Below are 16,276 nucleotides of genomic sequence, written 5' to 3' on the forward strand. Positions count from 1 at the left end.
CGGGCATGAGCGGCGCGGTATGCCCGGGTTCCTTCGACCCGGTGACCCTCGGCCACGTCGACGTGTTCGAGCGGGCCTGCGCCCAGTTCGACGAGATCGTCGTCGCCGTCCTGGTGAACCCCAACAAGAAGGGGTTGTTCACCGCCGACGAACGCATCGAACTCATTCGGGAGTCGACCCCGCACCTGGCGAACCTGCGCGTGGAGGCCGGGCAGGGCCTGGTCGTCGACTTCGCGAAGGCCAGGGGAATGACGGCGATCGTCAAGGGTCTGCGCAGCGGCACCGACTTCGAATACGAACTGCCGATGGCGCAGATGAACTCCCACGTCGCCGGGGTCGACACGTTCTTCATCGCCGCCGATCCCCGCTACTCGTTCGTGTCGTCGTCTCTGGCCAAGGAGGTCGCCGGGCTCGGCGGTGACGTCTCCGACCTGCTGCCGAAGCCCGTGAACGACAGGCTGCGGGCCAAGCTCAAGGGTTGAGATCCGTCCGGAGGGGAATCACGGGGGCATGCGTCGGCAGCCCCCGGCGCCCCACCACACCCACACCGGAGATCTCCCCATGGTCGAGACATTCGTCCAGTCCACCGACGACGTCGTCAGGTTCCTCAAGGATCAGCACAACCTGATCCGGGACATGTTCGAGGAGGTGTTCTCCGCGTCCACCACCCGGGCGCGGGAGACCGCCTTCACCGAACTGCGCCAGTTGCTGGTAGTGCACGAGACCTCCGAGGAGATGGTGGTGCACCCGGTGGTCCGGCGCGAGGTCGACGGCGGGGACCTCATCGTCGACGCCCGCCTCAAGGAGGAGCACGACGCCAAGGAGCACCTCTCGGCCCTGGACGCGATGGACGTCGGATCCGACGAGTTCATCGCCGACCTCGTCCTGTACCGCGGCGCGGTGATCGACCACGCCGAGCGTGAGGAGATCGAGGAGTTCGACAAACTGGAGCGGGAGGTCGACGCGGCCGACCTGAAGCGCATGGCGGCCGCGGTCGTGGCGGCGCAGACGATCGCGCCCACCCGGCCACACCCCGGCGTCGAATCCGCGAAGCGCAACTTCCTCGTCGGGCCCGTCGCGTCGGTGCTCGACCGAGCCAGGGACGCGATCGACTCCGTGCTGAAGTAGGTCCGCGCGCCTAACCACGGGCGACACACCGCCGTCGTTACGCAGTCACAGGAGTAACACCAGGCACACTGGTCTCAACAACTACGCCTGGAGGGTGTTGCCGTGTACCGAGTTTTCGAAGCGCTCGATGAGCTGGGGGCGATCGTCGAAGAGGCCCGCGGCGTGCCGATGACGGCAGGCTGCATGGTGCCGCGAGGCGACGTGCTCGAACTCCTCGACGACATCAAGGATGCGATCCCCGGCGAGCTGGACGACGCCCAGGACGTGCTCGACGCACGCGACGCGATGCTGCGCGACGCCAAGGAGCACGCCGACACGATGGTGGGGAACGCGACCGCAGAGGCGGATTCGCTGCTGAACCACTCGCGTGCCGAGGCCGACCGCTTGCTCGCCGACGCCAAGGCGCAGGCCGACCGCATGGTCGGTGAGGCACGTCAGCACAGCGAGCGCATGGTCGGCGACGCACGGTCGGAGGCGGAACGCGTTGCGGCCACCGCGAAGCGGGAGTACGAAGCGAGCACGGGCCGCGCGAAGGCCGAGGCCGACCGACTCATCGAGAGCGGAAACCTGGCCTACGAGAAGGCCGTACAGGAGGGCATCAAGGAGCAGCAGCGCCTGGTGGCCCAGACCGAAATCGTCCAGACCGCCACCATGGAGGCGACCAGGATGATCGACTCCGCCCACGCCGAGGCGGACCGGTTGCGCGGCGAGTGCGACATCTACGTCGACAGCAAGCTCGCAGAGTTCGAGGACTACCTCAACGGAACGTTGCGCTCCGTGGGTCGGGGCCGGCACCAGCTGCGCACCGCGGCCGGCACCCACGACTACGCCCAGCGTTAGTCGCACCGCCACGCCCGGCACCGACGCCCACCTAACGGTCGTAGACTGACGGCCATGGCAGGGACGAAGGGGCAGCATCCGCGGCCCGACCACCGATCCCCGTTCGTCGTCGACGTCTCACGTCTCGGCAGACGGCCCGGTTCGATGCACGAAATCCACGAGACCGTGCCTGCGCCGCACCGGATCGGCCTCGACCTGATCGCGATCGCCGACGGGGCGCCGGTCGAACTGGACCTGCGACTCGAGGCGGTGTCCGAGGGCGTCCTCGTCACCGGGACGGTGTCGGCGCCGACCGTGGGCGAGTGCGCGCGGTGTCTGGCACCGGTGACCGGGGACGTGGAGATCGACCTCACCGAACTCTTCGCCTATCCCGAGAGCGCGACCGAGGCCACCACCGAGACCGACGAGGTGGGACACGTCATCGACGACACCGTCGACCTCGACCAACCGATCGTCGACGCCGTCGGCCTGGCTCTGCCGTTCGCCCCGCTCTGCACCGACGACTGCCAGGGGCTGTGCCCCGACTGCGGCACCCGGCTCGCGGACGCCGAGGCCGACCACCATCACGACCAGATCGATCCGCGGTGGGCCAAGCTCGCCGCCATGCTGCCCACCGATTCCGACGCCCCGGGCGCAGATGGGGACCGCGCGTGACGGCGGATCGGACCCGGCTGCTCGACGCCCTCGGGATCGATCTCCCCGACGACAAGCTGACCATCGCCCTGACCCACCGCAGCTACTCGTTCGAGAACGGCGGGCTGCCCACCAACGAACGGCTCGAGTTCCTCGGTGACGCCGTCCTCGGACTGCTGATCGCCGACATCCTCATCGCGCGCCACCCCGACAGCCCCGAGGGCGAACTGGCGAAGCTGCGCAACAGCATCGTCAACACCCAGGCGCTCGCCACCGTCGGCCGCACGCTCGCGGACACGGGACTCGGGTCGTTCCTCCTGCTGGGACGCGGCGAGATCGTGACCGGCGGCGCCGACAAGGCGAGCATCCTGGCCGACGGCGTCGAGGCGCTCCTCGGTGCGGTCTACTCCGAACACGGCTTCGACGCCGCCCGCGCGGTGGTCCTACGACTGTTCGGCGACCTGCTCGACGCCGCGCCAGGCCTCGGTGCCGCTCTGGAGTGGAAGTCCAGCCTGCAGGAACTCACCGTCGCCCGCGGTCTCGGCGTACCCCGGTACGTCGTCGACTCCGACGGCCCCGACCACGACCGGGTGTTCACGGCGGTCGTGCTGGTCGACGGCGTGGAGTACGGCACCGGCATCGGCAGCACGAAGAAGGACGCCGAGATCAAGGCGGCGGCGCAGGCGTGGACGGCGCTCGACTCGGAGGTCGCGCAGATCCCGCCGCCGGTCGACGATGCCTGATTCGTCCGATGCCTGAACTCCCCGAGGTCGAGGTGGTCCGGCGCGGTCTCGACGCGCACGTCACCGGAAGGACGATCACCGCCGTCCGCGTGCATCACCTGCGCGCGGTCCGGCGTCACGAACCCGGACCCGCCGATCTCACCGCACGGCTGCTCGGCGCCGAGGTGCTCGGCACCGGTCGGCGGGGCAAGTTCCTGTGGCTGGTGCTCGGCGGCCCGGATCGGCCCGACGAGGCACTGGTGGTGCACCTCGGGATGAGCGGACAGATGCTGCTCGGCCCCATCGAGAAGACCGATCACCTGCGGATCGCGGCGCTGCTGGACGACGGGACGGCGCTCAGCTTCATCGACCAGCGCACCTTCGGCGGCTGGATGCTCGCCGACCTCGTCACCGTCGACGGCACCGACCTGCCCGAGCCGGTCGCGCACATCGCCCGAGACCCGCTCGATCCGGAGTTCGACCGCGACGCGGTGGTGAAGGTGTTGAAGCGCAAGCACTCCGAGATCAAGCGACAACTCCTCGACCAGACCGTGGTGTCCGGAATCGGCAACATCTACGCCGACGAGTCGCTGTGGCGGGCCAAGGTCAACGGCGCCCGGCTGGCCGAGACGCTGACCAAGCCCAAGCTCGCCGAGATCCTCGACCACGCCGCCGACGTCATGCGTGACGCGCTGAGCCAGGGCGGCACCTCGTTCGACTCGCTGTACGTCAACGTCAACGGCGAGTCCGGCTACTTCGACCGGTCGCTGGACGCCTACGGCCAGGAGGGCAAGCCCTGCCGGCGGTGCGGCACCGAGATGCGACGGGAGAAGTTCATGAACCGCTCGTCGTTCTACTGCCCGCGGTGCCAGCCCAGGCCACGTCAATCGGGGCCACGGAGTCGAGCCCGAGTCGGCGACGAATAGACCGCCGAGCGTGCGCGTTGTTCGCCTTGGACCCGGCGTGTCGCCCGCAGACGCGCACGCTCGCCGGATGACCAGAGAAGAGGAATCGTCATGACCGAACTGTGGGTCGAACGCACCGGGGTGCGGCGCTACACCGGGCGCAGCTCGCGCGGAGCCGAGGTACTCGTCGGGTCCGAGGACGTCGAGGGCGTCTTCACCCCGGGCGAGCTGCTGAAGATCGCCCTCGCCGCATGCAGCGGACTGTCCAGCGACCATCCGTTGCGCGCCCGGCTCGGCGACGACTACCAGACCACCATCCGGGTGTCCGGCGACGCGGACCGCGACCAGGAGCGCTATCCGCTGCTCGTGGAGGACCTCGAGGTCGACCTGTCCGCGCTCACCCCCGAGGAGGTCGCCAAGTTGACGACCATCGTCGAGCGGTCGATCGACAAGGTCTGCACGGTGGGCCGCACCCTTAAGAGCGGTACCGAGGTGCGGTTCGGGGTCACCGATGTCGGACGGGGCTGACCCGGACGGTTCGGTCCGCCTGACCGCCTGGGTGCACGGCCACGTGCAGGGCGTCGGCTTCCGCTGGTGGACCAGGGCGCGGGCACTCGAACTCGGCCTGACCGGCTTCGCCGCCAACAAGGCCGACGGGCGCGTGCACGTGGTGGCCCGGGGACCGCGATCTGCGTGCGAACGGCTGCTCGACCTGCTGCGGGGCGACACCACGCCGGGCCACGTCGACCGCGTCGTCGAGGACTGGACACCGCCGGGAGAGCCGTTCGAGGGCTTCGCCGAGAGGTAATCCGCAGGCGCCGGATCGTGACGGTGCCTGCCGGTAAGGTGGCACCCCATGCATCTGAAGAGTCTGACGCTGAAGGGCTTCAAGTCCTTCGCCTCGCCGACGACTCTGCGCTTCGAGCCCGGCATCACGTGCGTGGTGGGGCCGAACGGATCGGGCAAGTCCAACGTCGTCGACGCGCTGACGTGGGTGATGGGCGAGCAGGGCGCGAAGACCCTGCGCGGCGGGAAGATGGAGGACGTCATCTTCGCCGGCACGTCGTCGCGGGCGCCGCTGGGCCGCGCCGAGGTGACGCTGACGATCGACAACTCCGACAACGCCCTCCCGATCGAGTACTCCGAGGTCTCGATCACCCGCCGGATGTTCCGCGACGGCGCCGGTGAGTACGAGATCAACGGCAGCAGTTGCCGTTTGATGGACGTGCAGGAACTCCTGAGCGACTCCGGCATCGGTCGCGAGATGCACGTCATCGTCGGCCAGGGCAAGCTCTCGGAGATCCTCGAGTCCCGCCCCGAGGACCGGCGGGCCTTCATCGAGGAGGCCGCGGGCGTGCTGAAGCACCGCAAGCGCAAGGAGAAGGCGGTTCGCAAGCTCGACTCCATGTCGGCGAACCTCGCGCGCCTGACCGACCTCACCACCGAACTCCGGCGGCAGCTCAAGCCGCTCGGACGGCAGGCGGAGATGGCCCGCCGCGCCCAGACCATCCAGGCCGACCTGCGCGACGCAAGGCTGCGGCTGGCCGCCGACGACATCGTCACCCGCCAGACCGAGTTCGACGACACGAACCAGGCCGAGACGACGCTGCGCCGGGAGCACGACGAGATCACCACCCGACTGGAGGTGGCGAGCCTCGAACTGTCCACCCACGAGGCGGCGGTCAGCGGGCTCTCCGAACGGGCCGAGGCGGCCCAGCAGACGTGGTTCCGGCTCTCGGCGCTCGCCGAGCGGGTCAGTGCCACCGTCCGCATCGCCCGCGACCGCGCCCAGCTCCTCGACGCCGACGTCCAGACCTCGCAGGGCAGGGATCCCGACGAACTCGACGCGGAGGCCGAGGAGGTCGCCGACGAGGAGCGCGCACTCCTCGAAGACCTCGAGGAGTGCCGACTGCGACTCGAGACCGCCCGCGAGGAACTCGCCGAGCGCGAACAGACCGCCGCCGACGCCGAGCGGGCCCACATGGCCGCCGCCCGCGCGGAGGCGGACCGCCGGGAGGGCCTGGCCCGGCTGTCCGGCCAGGTCGACACCATGCGCACCCGCGTCGAGTCCACCGACGAGGGCATCGCCCGCCTCGCGGTGGGGATCGAGGACGCTGCCACCCGCACCGAACAGGCCAAGGCCGAATTCGAGACCGTCCAGAGCCGGGTGGGCGAACTGGATGCCGGGGAGGCCGGCCTCGACGAGAACCACGACCGCACGGTCGCCGCACTGCGCCTCGCCGACGAGCGCGTCTCGGAGCTGCAGGCCGCCGAGCGCGGTGCCGAGCGTCAGGTGGCGTCGCTGCGCGCCCGGATCGAGGCGCTGTCCGTCGGGCTGGACCGTCGGGACGGTGCCGCCTGGCTGCAGGACAACCACGGCGGCACGTGGCTGTTCGGTTCGGTCGCCAAGCTGGTCCGGGTGCGCGAGGGTTACGAGGCCGCGGTCGCCGCCGTGCTCGGCCCGGCCGCCGACGCCCTGGCCGCCGAGGACTTCGGCGCGGCGAGTTCCGCGGTCGCCGCGCTGAAGGAAGCCGACGGGGGACGGGCCGCCATCGTCCTGGGCGACTGGCCCGAGGACCTCGACGCCCACCGCGGCGCGCCGGTCGACCTTCCCCAGGGCGTGACGTGGGCGCTCGACCTCGTCGACGCGCCGGCCCGGCTGCGCGGCGCGCTCGTGGCGCTGCTCGGACAGGTCGTGGTGGTCGCCGACCTCGACGCGGCGCGCCGACTCGTGGCCGAGCGGCCCCGCCTGCGGGCGGTCACCGTCGACGGGGACCTGGTCGGCGCGGGCTGGATGAGCGGTGGGTCCGACCGCAAGATCAGCACCCTGGAGATCGCGTCCGACATCCAGAAGTCGACGAACGAACTGCGCGACGTCGAGCGTCAGGTGGGCGACCTCGCGGCGGCGCTGGCCGGGGCGCTCGGCGAGCAGCAGGCGCGCCAGGACGCCGCCGAGCATGCGCTGGCCGCGCTCAACGAGTCCGACGCCGCGATCTCGTCGATCTACGAGCAGCTGGGCAGGCTGGGCCAGGAGGCCCGCATCGCCGAGGAGGAGTGGCAGCGACTGCTCCGCCAGCGCGACGAACTCGAGACGGGTCGCGCGCAGACGGTCGAGGAACTGGCCGACCTCGAGGACCGGCTGCACAACGCGCAGCAGATGCCGACGATGGAGGAGGAGCCGGCCGACCGTCAGGCGTCGACGGTCGCCGTCGACGCAGCGCGTGCTGCCGAGGTCGAGGCGCGGCTGGCCGTGCGCACCGCCGAGGAGCGCGCCAATGCCGTTCGTGGACGGGCAGATTCGTTGCGCCGAGCCGCCGCCGCCGAACGCGAGGCCCGGGTGCGCGCCCAGCGCGCGCAGCAGGCCCGCGAGCACGCGTCCCGGGTGGCCGCGGTCGTCGAGGAGTCGGGCCGGCTGGTCGCCGCCCGGCTCGCCGAGGCGGTCGCCGTCGCCTCCCGCACCCGCGACCACCTGGCCGAGGAGCGCAAGGTCCGCGCGGAGGGGCTGACCCGGTCCCGCGCGGAGACCACCGAACTCGGTGCCCGCCTCACCGCCCTCACCGACGCGCTGCACCGCGACGAGGTCGCCAAGGCTCAGGCCGCACTGCGCATCGAGCAGCTCGAGGCCCAGGCACTCGAGCAGTTCGGCATGGCGGTCGCCGACCTGGTCGCCGAGTACGGCCCGCAGACCTCGCTGCCGCCGACCGAACTCGAGATGGCCGAGTACGAGCAGGCCCGCGAGCGCGGCGAACAGGTCACCGAGCCCGCGCCGATGCCGTTCGACCGGCCCACCCAGGAGCGGCGCGCCAAGAAGGCCGAGCGGGAACTCGCCGAACTCGGCAGGGTGAACCCGCTGGCGCTCGAGGAGTTCGCCGCGCTCGAGGAGCGCTACAACTTCCTGTCGACCCAGCTCGAGGACGTCAAGGCCGCCCGCAAGGACCTGCTCGACGTGATCGCCGACGTGGACGACCGCATCCTGCAGGTGTTCGCCGAGGCCTACGCCGACGTGGAGCGCGAGTTCACCGGCGTCTTCGCGTCGCTGTTCCCCGGCGGCGAGGGCCGGCTGCTGCTGACCAACCCCGACGACATGCTGACCACCGGCATCGAGGTGGAGGCCCGCCCGCCGGGCAAGAAGGTCAAGCGCCTGTCGCTGCTGTCCGGTGGCGAGAAGTCGCTGACCGCGGTCGCGATGCTGGTGGCGATCTTCCGGGCCCGGCCGTCGCCGTTCTACATCATGGACGAGGTCGAGGCCGCGCTCGACGACGTCAACCTGCGCAGGCTGCTCGGGCTGTTCGAGCAGCTGCGCGAGCGGTCGCAGCTCATCGTGATCACCCACCAGAAGCCGACGATGGAGATCGCGGACGCCCTGTACGGCGTGACGATGCAGGGAGACGGCATCACCCAGGTGATCTCGCAGCGGATGCGGGGTCACGAGCTGACCGCGGCCGGCGGCTGACACGGGCCGGGGGTCACCGGTGGTCGGCACGACCGGCGTCCCCTGAGACAATGACGCCGTGACCGAGATACTGCCCCTTGGCGTGTGGATCGCGATAGCGGTCGTCGCGATACTGCTCATCGTCGCCCTGGTCGTCGGACTGATCCGCTACCGGCGGCGGCGCATCAGCCTGTCGGCGCCCGACACGACCACCCAGCTGGACAAGTCGGGCGGCTACACCGCATCGACGGGGATCACGTTCAGCCAGTCCGCCCCCACCGCGCCCGCGGAGCGCCCCGCGCCGCCACGACGGCCGCGTCTCGACACCAGCGGTCTGCCCGCGGTGGGCGACGACGCCACCGTCCCGCGCGACGCACCGAAGCGGCCCATCGCCGACGTGCGGCTGCCCGACCCCGTCGAGGTCGAGCCCGAGCCGCCGGCCCCGGCCGAGCCCGTCGTCGCGACCCCCGAGGTCGCCGAGCCCGACGTAATCGAGCCCGACGTGGCCGAGCCCGACGTCGTCGAGCCCGAGACCGTCGAACCCGAGCCGCCCACCGAGCCCGCCGTCGACCTGTCGGGCATCGCGCCCGCCGAGGGGCGGCTCGAACGCCTGCGCGGCCGGCTCTCCAAGAGCCAGGGTGCGCTCGGCCGCAGCATGCTCGGCCTGTTGGGTGGCGGCGATCTCGACGAGGACTCCTGGGAGGCCGTCGAGGACGTCCTGCTGATCGCCGACCTCGGACCCGTCGTCACGCAGAACGTGGTCGCGGCGCTGCGGGTGCGGATGGCGAGCAGCACCGTGCGCACCGAGGCCGACGCCCGCGCGGTCCTGCGCGAGGTGCTGATCTCCGAGTTGTATCCCGAGATGGACCGCTCGATCAGGGCGCTGCCGCACGACGACAAGCCGTCGGTCCTGCTCGTCGTGGGCGTCAACGGCACCGGCAAGACCACCACCGTCGGCAAGCTGGCGCGTGTTCTCGTCGCCGACGGCAGGCGCGTCGTCCTCGGCGCGGCGGACACCTTCCGCGCCGCCGCGGCCGACCAGCTGCAGAGCTGGGCGTCACGGGTGGGCGCCGACGTGGTGCGCGGCCCCGAGGGCGCCGACCCCGCGTCGGTCGCGTTCGACGCCGTGGACCGCGGCATCGCCTCGGGTGCCGACGTGGTCGTCATCGACACCGCGGGCCGGTTGCACACCAAGACCGGCCTGATGGACGAGCTCGGCAAGGTCAAGCGCGTCGTCACCAAGCGCGCCGAGGTCGACGAGGTCCTGCTCGTGCTCGACGCGACGATCGGCCAGAACGGTCTGCCGCAGGCGCGGGTGTTCGCCGAGGTGGTGGACATCACCGGGGTGGTCCTGACCAAGCTGGACGGTACGGCGAAGGGCGGGATCGTGTTTCGCGTGCAGCAGGAACTCGGGGTTCCGGTCAAGCTCGTCGGGCTGGGCGAGGGCCCCGACGATCTGGCCCCGTTCGAGCCGGCCGCATTCGTCGACGCCCTGCTCGGATAGGTCGTCGAGCGCGCGGGTTGAACCACCGTCCGCCGAGTGGAAACACAGGTGTAACAGGTGGGGCCGATCCGTTCACGTCGGCGAAACACCGGTGATTCACCGATGAAACGACAGCGTCAGAGTCTCTTCGGGAGGCCGATTCACGTCGGCGCACTTCCCGAGGAGGTTCACACAAAGTGCTCTTAGCCTTACCTGACGAGATGTTCGCGCCATTCGGCGCGGGCGACGGCATGCTGAGTGCCGGCGATACGGCCTGGGTGCTCACCTCGGCCGCGTTGGTGCTGTTCATGACGCCGGGCCTGGCGTTCTTCTACGGCGGCCTGTCCCGCCAGAAGTCCGTCCTGAACATGATGATGATGTCGTTCGGGTCGATGGGCCTGGTCAGCGTCATCTACGTGCTGTGGGGCTACTCGATGTCCTTCTCCTCGACGCACACCGGCGAGAGCGACATCGCGGGAATCTTCGACAATCCCTTCTCGCTCTTCGGAGTCAGTCAGCTCCTCGAGACCAAGGAACTCGCCGACGGGCAGACGGGGTACGTCCTCGGCGGCTTCGGGTCCGTACCCGCGATCGTCTGGGTGGCCTTCCAGCTGACCTTCGCCGTGATCACCGTCGCACTGATCAGCGGATCGGTCGCCGAGCGCATGAAGTTCGGAACCTGGATGCTGTTCGGCGGCATCTGGGTGACGCTCGTGTACTTCCCACTGGCACACATGGTTTGGGGCGGTGGACTGCTCTCGGGTAGCGAGAAGGGCATCGCGGCCAAACTATTCGGCGTCGACGACGAGGGCACGGCTAACGTGCCGCCCATCGACTTCGCCGGTGGCACCGTGGTGCACATCAACGCCGGTATGGCGGGCCTCGTGCTCGCGCTGCTGCTGGGCAAGCGAGCGGGCTTCGGCAAGACGGCCTTCCGGCCGCACAACATCCCCTTCGTCATGCTGGGTGCCGCGATCCTGTGGTTCGGCTGGTTCGGCTTCAACGTGGGCTCGGAGGGTGCCGCCGACATGATCGCCGGACAGGTGTGGGTCAACACCACCGCGGCCACCGCGGCGGCGATGCTGTCCTGGTTGGTGGTGGAGCGCATCCGCGACGGCCACGCCACCAGCGTGGGCGCGGCGTCCGGCGTGGTCGCCGGCCTGGTGGCCATCACCCCGGCGTGTGGCGCGCTGACGCCGGTCGGCTCGCTGATCCTCGGTGCCGTCGCCGGTGTGCTGTCCGCACTGGCCATCGGGCTGAAATACAAGTTCGGGTACGACGATTCGCTCGACGTCGTGGGCGTCCACCTCGTCGCGGGCCTGTGGGGCACCATCGGCATCGGCTTCCTCGCCTACTCCGCCGACGGGTCACCGGGTCTGTTCTACGGGGGCGACTTCAAGCAACTCGTGGTGCAGATCGTCATCGCACTGTCTGCGGTGATCTTCACCGGCATCATGACCGTGATCATCGCCTTCATCGTCAAGCCGCTGGGTTGGCGGGTCGACCGGGAGGCCGAGGACACCGGCATCGATGAGACCGAGCATGCGGAAACTGCTTATGAACTCGCTTGATCGGGAACAATCGACTGTGTCTTTGGAAGGATCGACTAAATGAAGCTGATCACTGCGATCGTCAAGCCGTTCACGCTCGAGGACGTGAAGACCGGTCTGGAGCAGACCGGCATCCTCGGGATGACGGTCAGCGAGGTCCAGGGTTATGGACGTCAGAAGGGTCACACCGAGGTCTACCGAGGCGCGGAGTACTCCGTCGACTTCGTCCCGAAGGTTCGGGTCGAGGTCCTGGTGGACGACTCCGCCGTCGACAAGGTGGTGGACGTCATCGTCCAGGCGGCGCGCACCGGCAAGATCGGTGACGGCAAGGTCTGGGTCAGTTCCGTGGACACCGTCGTACGCGTGCGCACGGGTGAGCGGGGGACCGACGCCATCTGATGCATGGCTGAATCTCCAGCGCAGTCTCCCGGACGCGCACAGAGCGACAACCGACCGCACGTCCGGGGAAGGCCGAGATGACCAAGCAGACACCAGAACCCGCCGCCGGGGCCCCTCGTTGGGAGGCTCCGGCGGCGGGTTCGTCGCGTCCGGCGCACGATCTCGCCAAGGCGGCCGACCAGCTGCTGAACGGCGGCGCACACCGACTGGACTCGGCGGCGCTGCGCGACGCGTTGCTCGACCTGCACGAGTTCTGGCTGAGCACCAAGGCCACCGAGATCGGCATCACCCCGACCAGTGGCTTCGCCATCGTCGCGACGGGCGGACTGGGTCGCGGCGAGCTGCTGCCGTACTCGGACCTCGACCTCACCCTGATCCACGACGACATGCCGCGTGACGTCGTCACCCAGGTGGCCGAACTCCTCTGGTATCCGTTGTGGGACGCCAACATTCACATCGACCACAGCGTCCGCACCGTCCCCGAGGCGCTGCAGGTCGCCGGCGAGGACATCTCTGCGGGCCTGGCCATGCTGGACGCCAGACACATCGCAGGCGACGCGGACCTCTCGGCCCTGCTGGTTGGTGGCGCCCGCCGGCAGTGGCGCACCGGCATCGCCCCGCGGTTCGACGAACTCGTCGCCCATGCCGAGGCGCGGTGGCAGCGCAGCGGGCAGATCGCCCACCGGGCGGAGCCCGACCTGAAGAACGGCCGCGGCGGTCTGCGCGACGTGCAGCTGCTCAACGCGCTCGCGATCGCCCAGCTCGCCGACGTGTACCCCAGCACGCTGCTCGCCTCGCCCACCGGCACCCTCGGCGACGCCCACCTGGCCCTGCTCAACGTCCGGACCGAACTGCACCGGACGTCGCGGCGCGGACGGGAGATGCTGCTCGCCCAGTACGCCGACGAGATCGGCGCGGCGCTGCGCATCGGCGATCGCTTCGACCTCGCGCGCACGCTCTCCGATGCCGCGCGCACCATCAGCTACTACGTCGACGCCGGCCTGCGGACGGCGGCGAACGCGCTGCCGCGCCGGGGTTTCGCGGCGCTGCGCCGCCCGATCCGTCGCCCCCTCGACGAGGGCGTCGTCGAGTTCAACGGCGAGGTCATCCTCGCCAAGGGCGCCCGGCCCGCGCGCGACCCCGGCCTGATCCTGCGCGTCGCGGCCGCGTCGGCCACCACCGGGCTGCCGATGGCGTCGTCGACGCTCAGCAGGCTGTCCGAGGCCGCACCGGAACTGCGCACCCCGTGGCCGCGGCAGGCCCTCAAGGATCTGCTGGTGCTGCTGGCGGCGGGTCCCGCCACGGTGTCGACGATCGAGGCGCTCGACCGAACCGGACTGTGGGGCAGGCTCTTCCCCGAATGGGGCGCCGTCCGCGACCTGCCGCCCCGGGACGTCGTGCACATCTGGACGGTCGACCGGCATCTCGTCGAAACAGTCTCGCGTGCAAGCGCATTCACGACCCGGGTGTCACGGCCGGACCTCCTGGTGCTCGGGGCGCTCTGTCACGACATCGGCAAGGGACGCGGTGGGGACCACAGCGTGATCGGCGCGGACCTGGCCGTCCAGATCGGCACCCGGTTGGGTCTGTGGGACCACGACGTCGACCTGCTGTCCAAGGTCGTTCGCCACCATCTGCTGCTGCCGGAGACGGCAACCCGGCGCGACCTGGCCGATCCGGCCGTCATCTCCGCCGTCGCCGACGCCCTCGGCGGCGACTCGGTGCTCCTGGAACTGCTGCACGTGCTGGCCGAGGCCGACTCCCTGGCCACCGGGCCAGGGGTGTGGGGGGAGTGGAAGGCCTCGCTCATCGGCGACCTGGTCCGGCGGTGCCGCCTCGTCATGGCGGGCGAGCCGCTACCGCGGCCCGATCCCATCGATCCGCGCCACCTCGAACTCGCCGCCCAGGGTGGGGTGCACGTCGACCTGGTGGCCGCCGACGCCCACGTCTACCAGGTGACGATGATCGCCCCCGACCAGCGCGGGCTGCTGTCCAAGGCGGCGGGAATCCTCGCACTCGGCTCGCTGCGCGTGCACTCGGCGTCGGTCAACAGCCACGACGGCACCGCCATCAACACCTTCGTGGTGTCGCCCCGGTTCGGAGAGCCGCCGGGCGCCGAGCTGCTCCGCCAGCAGTTCATCCTCGCCCTCGCCGGCGACCTGGACGTCATCGCCGCACTCGAGCAGCGCGACGCCGACGCGGGGGCCACGCCCACCACGCGCGCGGGCGAGGTGCCCGCCGCCGTACCGGGCAATCCGGCGCTTGCCCCACCCCGGATCCTCTGGTTCGACGGTGCGGCCGACGAGTCGCCGACCCCGGATTTGGTGGTGCAGATCCGCAGCACCGACCGCGCCGGTCTACTGGCCCGTCTCACGGCGGTGATCGAGCGGGACGGCCTGGACATCGCGTGGGCCAAGGTCACCACGCTCGGATCGTCGGTCGTCGACGTGTTCGGGCTTGCCGTCCCCGCCGACCAGGACACCGACCCCGAGGCCGTCCTCGAGGCCAGGGACCGGCTGGAGCGGGAGATGTACGCGGTGCTGCCCATGCCGCCGCCCGTCAAGAAGCTGTCCGAGGCCGGCTGAGGGGCCGCACCCGGTTAGTCTGGTCGGGTGTTCGAATCGCTTTCCGACCGGTTGACCGGGGCGCTCTCTGGCCTACGTGGCAAGGGGCGCCTCACCGACGCCGACATCGACGCCACCGGCCGCGAGATCCGCCTCGCGCTGCTGGAAGCCGACGTCTCGCTGCCCGTCGTCCGAAACTTCATCGCCCGCATCAAGGAACGAGCGAAGGGCGCGGAGGTCTCCGGCGCGCTCAACCCCGCTCAGCAGGTCGTCAAGATCGTCAACGAGGAACTCGTCGGCATCCTCGGCGGCGAGACCCGCACGCTGCGGTTCGCCAAGACCCCGCCGACGGTCATCATGCTCGCGGGCCTGCAGGGCTCCGGCAAGACGACGCTGGCGGGCAAGCTCGCGAAGTGGCTCAAGGCGCACGGGCACACCCCGCTGCTGGTGGCGTGTGACCTGCAGCGCCCCGGCGCGGTGACCCAGCTCAAGATCGTCGGCGAGCGCGCGGGAGTGGCCGTGTTCGCGCCGCACCCGGGTGTCTCCCCGGGCGGCGAGACCATCGAGCAGATGGCCGCGGGAGACCCCGTGTCCGTCGCCGCCGCGGGCCTGGCCGAGGCGAAGGCCAAGCACTTCGACGTGGTCATCGTCGACACCGCCGGACGTCTCGGCATCGACGAGGAGCTGATGCGGCAGGCCGGCGCGATCCGCGACGCCGTCAACCCCGACGAGACGCTGTTCGTCCTCGACGCGATGATCGGCCAGGACGCCGTCACCACCGCCGACGCGTTCCGCGAGGGCGTCGGCTTCACCGGTGTGGTGCTGACCAAGCTGGACGGCGACGCCCGCGGTGGCGCGGCGCTGTCGGTGCGCGAGGTCACCGGCGTGCCGATCCTGTTCGCCTCCAGCGGTGAGAAGCTGGAGGACTTCGACGTCTTCCACCCCGACCGCATGGCCAGCCGCATCCTCGGCATGGGCGACGTGCTGTCCCTCATCGAGCAGGCCGAGCAGGTCTTCGATGCGGACCAGGCCGAGGCGGCCGCCGCCAAGATCGGCTCGGGTGAGCTGACGCTGGAGGACTTCCTCGAGCAGATGCTGGCGATCCGCAAGATGGGTCCCATCGGCAACCTGCTGGGCATGCTGCCGGGTGCGGGTCAGATGAAGGACGCGCTGGCCGCCGTCGACGACAGCCAACTCGACCGCGTGCAGGCCATCATCCGCGGCATGACGCCGCAAGAACGTGCCGATCCGAAGATCATCAACGCCTCCCGCCGGCTGCGCATCGCCAACGGGTCCGGCGTGGCGGTCTCGGAGGTCAATCAGCTCGTCGACCGGTTCTTCGAAGCCCGCAAGATGATGTCCCAGATGGCCGGCCAGATGGGAATGCCGTTCGGGCGCAAGGGATCGACGCGCAAGGCGGCGAAGGGCAAGAACAAGCAGGCGGGCAAGAAGAAGGGCAACCGGGGGCCCACGCCGCCGAAGGTCCAGAGCCCGCTGGGCGTCGGTGGCCTGCCCGCCGGCTTCCCCGACCTGTCGAACATGCCCAAGGGCCTCGACGAGTTGCCGCCGGGCCTGGCGGACTTCGACCTGTCGAAGCTGAAGTTTCCCGGCCAGAAGTAA

14 protein-coding genes are annotated in these 16,276 nt (G+C 70.3%); all 14 read left to right on the forward strand.

All coding sequences use genetic code 11. The annotated features are described in order from the left end of the window. Window positions 1-5: 5 nt before the first annotated feature. Window positions 6-482, forward strand: a complete 477-nt coding sequence (gene coaD, locus G6N64_RS16670) for a pantetheine-phosphate adenylyltransferase (protein ID WP_163798049.1) — start codon at window positions 6-8, stop codon at window positions 480-482. A gap of 79 nt (window positions 483-561) precedes the next feature. Further along, window positions 562-1,128, forward strand: a complete 567-nt coding sequence (locus G6N64_RS16675) for a hemerythrin domain-containing protein (protein ID WP_163798050.1) — start codon at window positions 562-564, stop codon at window positions 1,126-1,128. Between the two features lie 102 nt (window positions 1,129-1,230). Beyond that, window positions 1,231-1,968, forward strand: coding sequence for a cell division protein SepIVA (gene sepIVA / locus G6N64_RS16680; RefSeq protein WP_163798051.1), 738 nt, complete (start codon window positions 1,231-1,233; stop codon window positions 1,966-1,968). Between the two features lie 54 nt (window positions 1,969-2,022). Continuing rightward, a complete protein-coding gene (locus G6N64_RS16685; protein ID WP_163798052.1) occupies window positions 2,023-2,622 on the forward strand; it encodes a YceD family protein in 600 nt (199 codons plus the stop codon). Beyond that, the gene (gene rnc, locus G6N64_RS16690) at window positions 2,619-3,344 is read left to right on the forward strand and encodes a ribonuclease III (RefSeq protein ID WP_163798053.1); all 726 of its coding nucleotides are present in this window, start codon (window positions 2,619-2,621) and stop codon (window positions 3,342-3,344) included. The genes G6N64_RS16685 and rnc overlap by 4 nt, the downstream gene beginning before the upstream one ends. A gap of 8 nt (window positions 3,345-3,352) precedes the next feature. After that, entirely contained in the window at window positions 3,353-4,249 is an 897-nt protein-coding gene (mutM, locus tag G6N64_RS16695; RefSeq protein ID WP_163798054.1) for a bifunctional DNA-formamidopyrimidine glycosylase/DNA-(apurinic or apyrimidinic site) lyase, read from the forward strand. A gap of 90 nt (window positions 4,250-4,339) precedes the next feature. Further along, window positions 4,340-4,756: an OsmC family protein gene (locus G6N64_RS16700; RefSeq protein WP_163798055.1), complete on the forward strand. Its 417-nt coding sequence runs from the start codon at window positions 4,340-4,342 to the stop codon at window positions 4,754-4,756. Next, window positions 4,740-5,036: an acylphosphatase gene (locus G6N64_RS16705; RefSeq protein WP_163798056.1), complete on the forward strand. Its 297-nt coding sequence runs from the start codon at window positions 4,740-4,742 to the stop codon at window positions 5,034-5,036. Before G6N64_RS16700 ends, G6N64_RS16705 begins: the two co-directional genes overlap by 17 nt. A gap of 48 nt (window positions 5,037-5,084) precedes the next feature. Then, window positions 5,085-8,681 (forward strand): chromosome segregation protein SMC, encoded by a 3,597-nt coding sequence (gene smc / locus G6N64_RS16710; RefSeq protein ID WP_163798057.1) that lies wholly within the window; start codon window positions 5,085-5,087, stop codon window positions 8,679-8,681. A gap of 58 nt (window positions 8,682-8,739) precedes the next feature. Further along, the gene (ftsY, locus tag G6N64_RS16715; protein ID WP_163798058.1) at window positions 8,740-10,164 is read left to right on the forward strand and encodes a signal recognition particle-docking protein FtsY; all 1,425 of its coding nucleotides are present in this window, start codon (window positions 8,740-8,742) and stop codon (window positions 10,162-10,164) included. A gap of 176 nt (window positions 10,165-10,340) precedes the next feature. Continuing rightward, a complete protein-coding gene (locus G6N64_RS16720) occupies window positions 10,341-11,714 on the forward strand; it encodes an ammonium transporter (protein ID WP_163798059.1) in 1,374 nt (457 codons plus the stop codon). A 39-nt stretch (window positions 11,715-11,753) separates the two neighbouring features. Next, complete coding sequence (locus G6N64_RS16725; protein ID WP_163798060.1) at window positions 11,754-12,092, forward strand: P-II family nitrogen regulator; 339 nt, start codon at window positions 11,754-11,756, stop codon at window positions 12,090-12,092. Between the two features lie 77 nt (window positions 12,093-12,169). Further along, complete coding sequence (locus tag G6N64_RS16730) at window positions 12,170-14,677, forward strand: [protein-PII] uridylyltransferase (RefSeq protein WP_163798061.1); 2,508 nt, start codon at window positions 12,170-12,172, stop codon at window positions 14,675-14,677. 27 nt (window positions 14,678-14,704) lie between these two features. Then, on the forward strand, window positions 14,705-16,276 hold the full coding sequence (gene ffh / locus G6N64_RS16735) for a signal recognition particle protein (protein ID WP_163798062.1): 1,572 nt from the start codon (window positions 14,705-14,707) through the stop codon (window positions 16,274-16,276).

Source organism: Mycolicibacterium sediminis (assembly GCF_010731735.1).
Taxonomy (GTDB): Bacteria; Actinomycetota; Actinomycetes; order Mycobacteriales; family Mycobacteriaceae; genus Mycobacterium; species Mycobacterium sediminis.

Excerpts from the sequence above, each read along its gene's own strand:
- G6N64_RS16730 (WP_163798061.1), top strand. The coding sequence starts at position 12,170 with ATGACCAAGCAGACACCAGAACCCGCCGCCGGGGCCCCTCGTTGGGAG.
- G6N64_RS16685 (WP_163798052.1), top strand. The coding sequence starts at position 2,023 with ATGGCAGGGACGAAGGGGCAGCATCCGCGGCCCGACCACCGATCCCCG.
- G6N64_RS16705 (WP_163798056.1), top strand. The coding sequence starts at position 4,740 with ATGTCGGACGGGGCTGACCCGGACGGTTCGGTCCGCCTGACCGCCTGG.
- G6N64_RS16700 (WP_163798055.1), top strand. The coding sequence starts at position 4,340 with ATGACCGAACTGTGGGTCGAACGCACCGGGGTGCGGCGCTACACCGGG.
- G6N64_RS16725 (WP_163798060.1), top strand. The coding sequence starts at position 11,754 with ATGAAGCTGATCACTGCGATCGTCAAGCCGTTCACGCTCGAGGACGTG.
- mutM (WP_163798054.1), top strand. The coding sequence starts at position 3,353 with ATGCCTGAACTCCCCGAGGTCGAGGTGGTCCGGCGCGGTCTCGACGCG.
- coaD (WP_163798049.1), top strand. The coding sequence starts at position 6 with ATGAGCGGCGCGGTATGCCCGGGTTCCTTCGACCCGGTGACCCTCGGC.
- smc (WP_163798057.1), top strand. The coding sequence starts at position 5,085 with ATGCATCTGAAGAGTCTGACGCTGAAGGGCTTCAAGTCCTTCGCCTCG.
- G6N64_RS16675 (WP_163798050.1), top strand. The coding sequence starts at position 562 with ATGGTCGAGACATTCGTCCAGTCCACCGACGACGTCGTCAGGTTCCTC.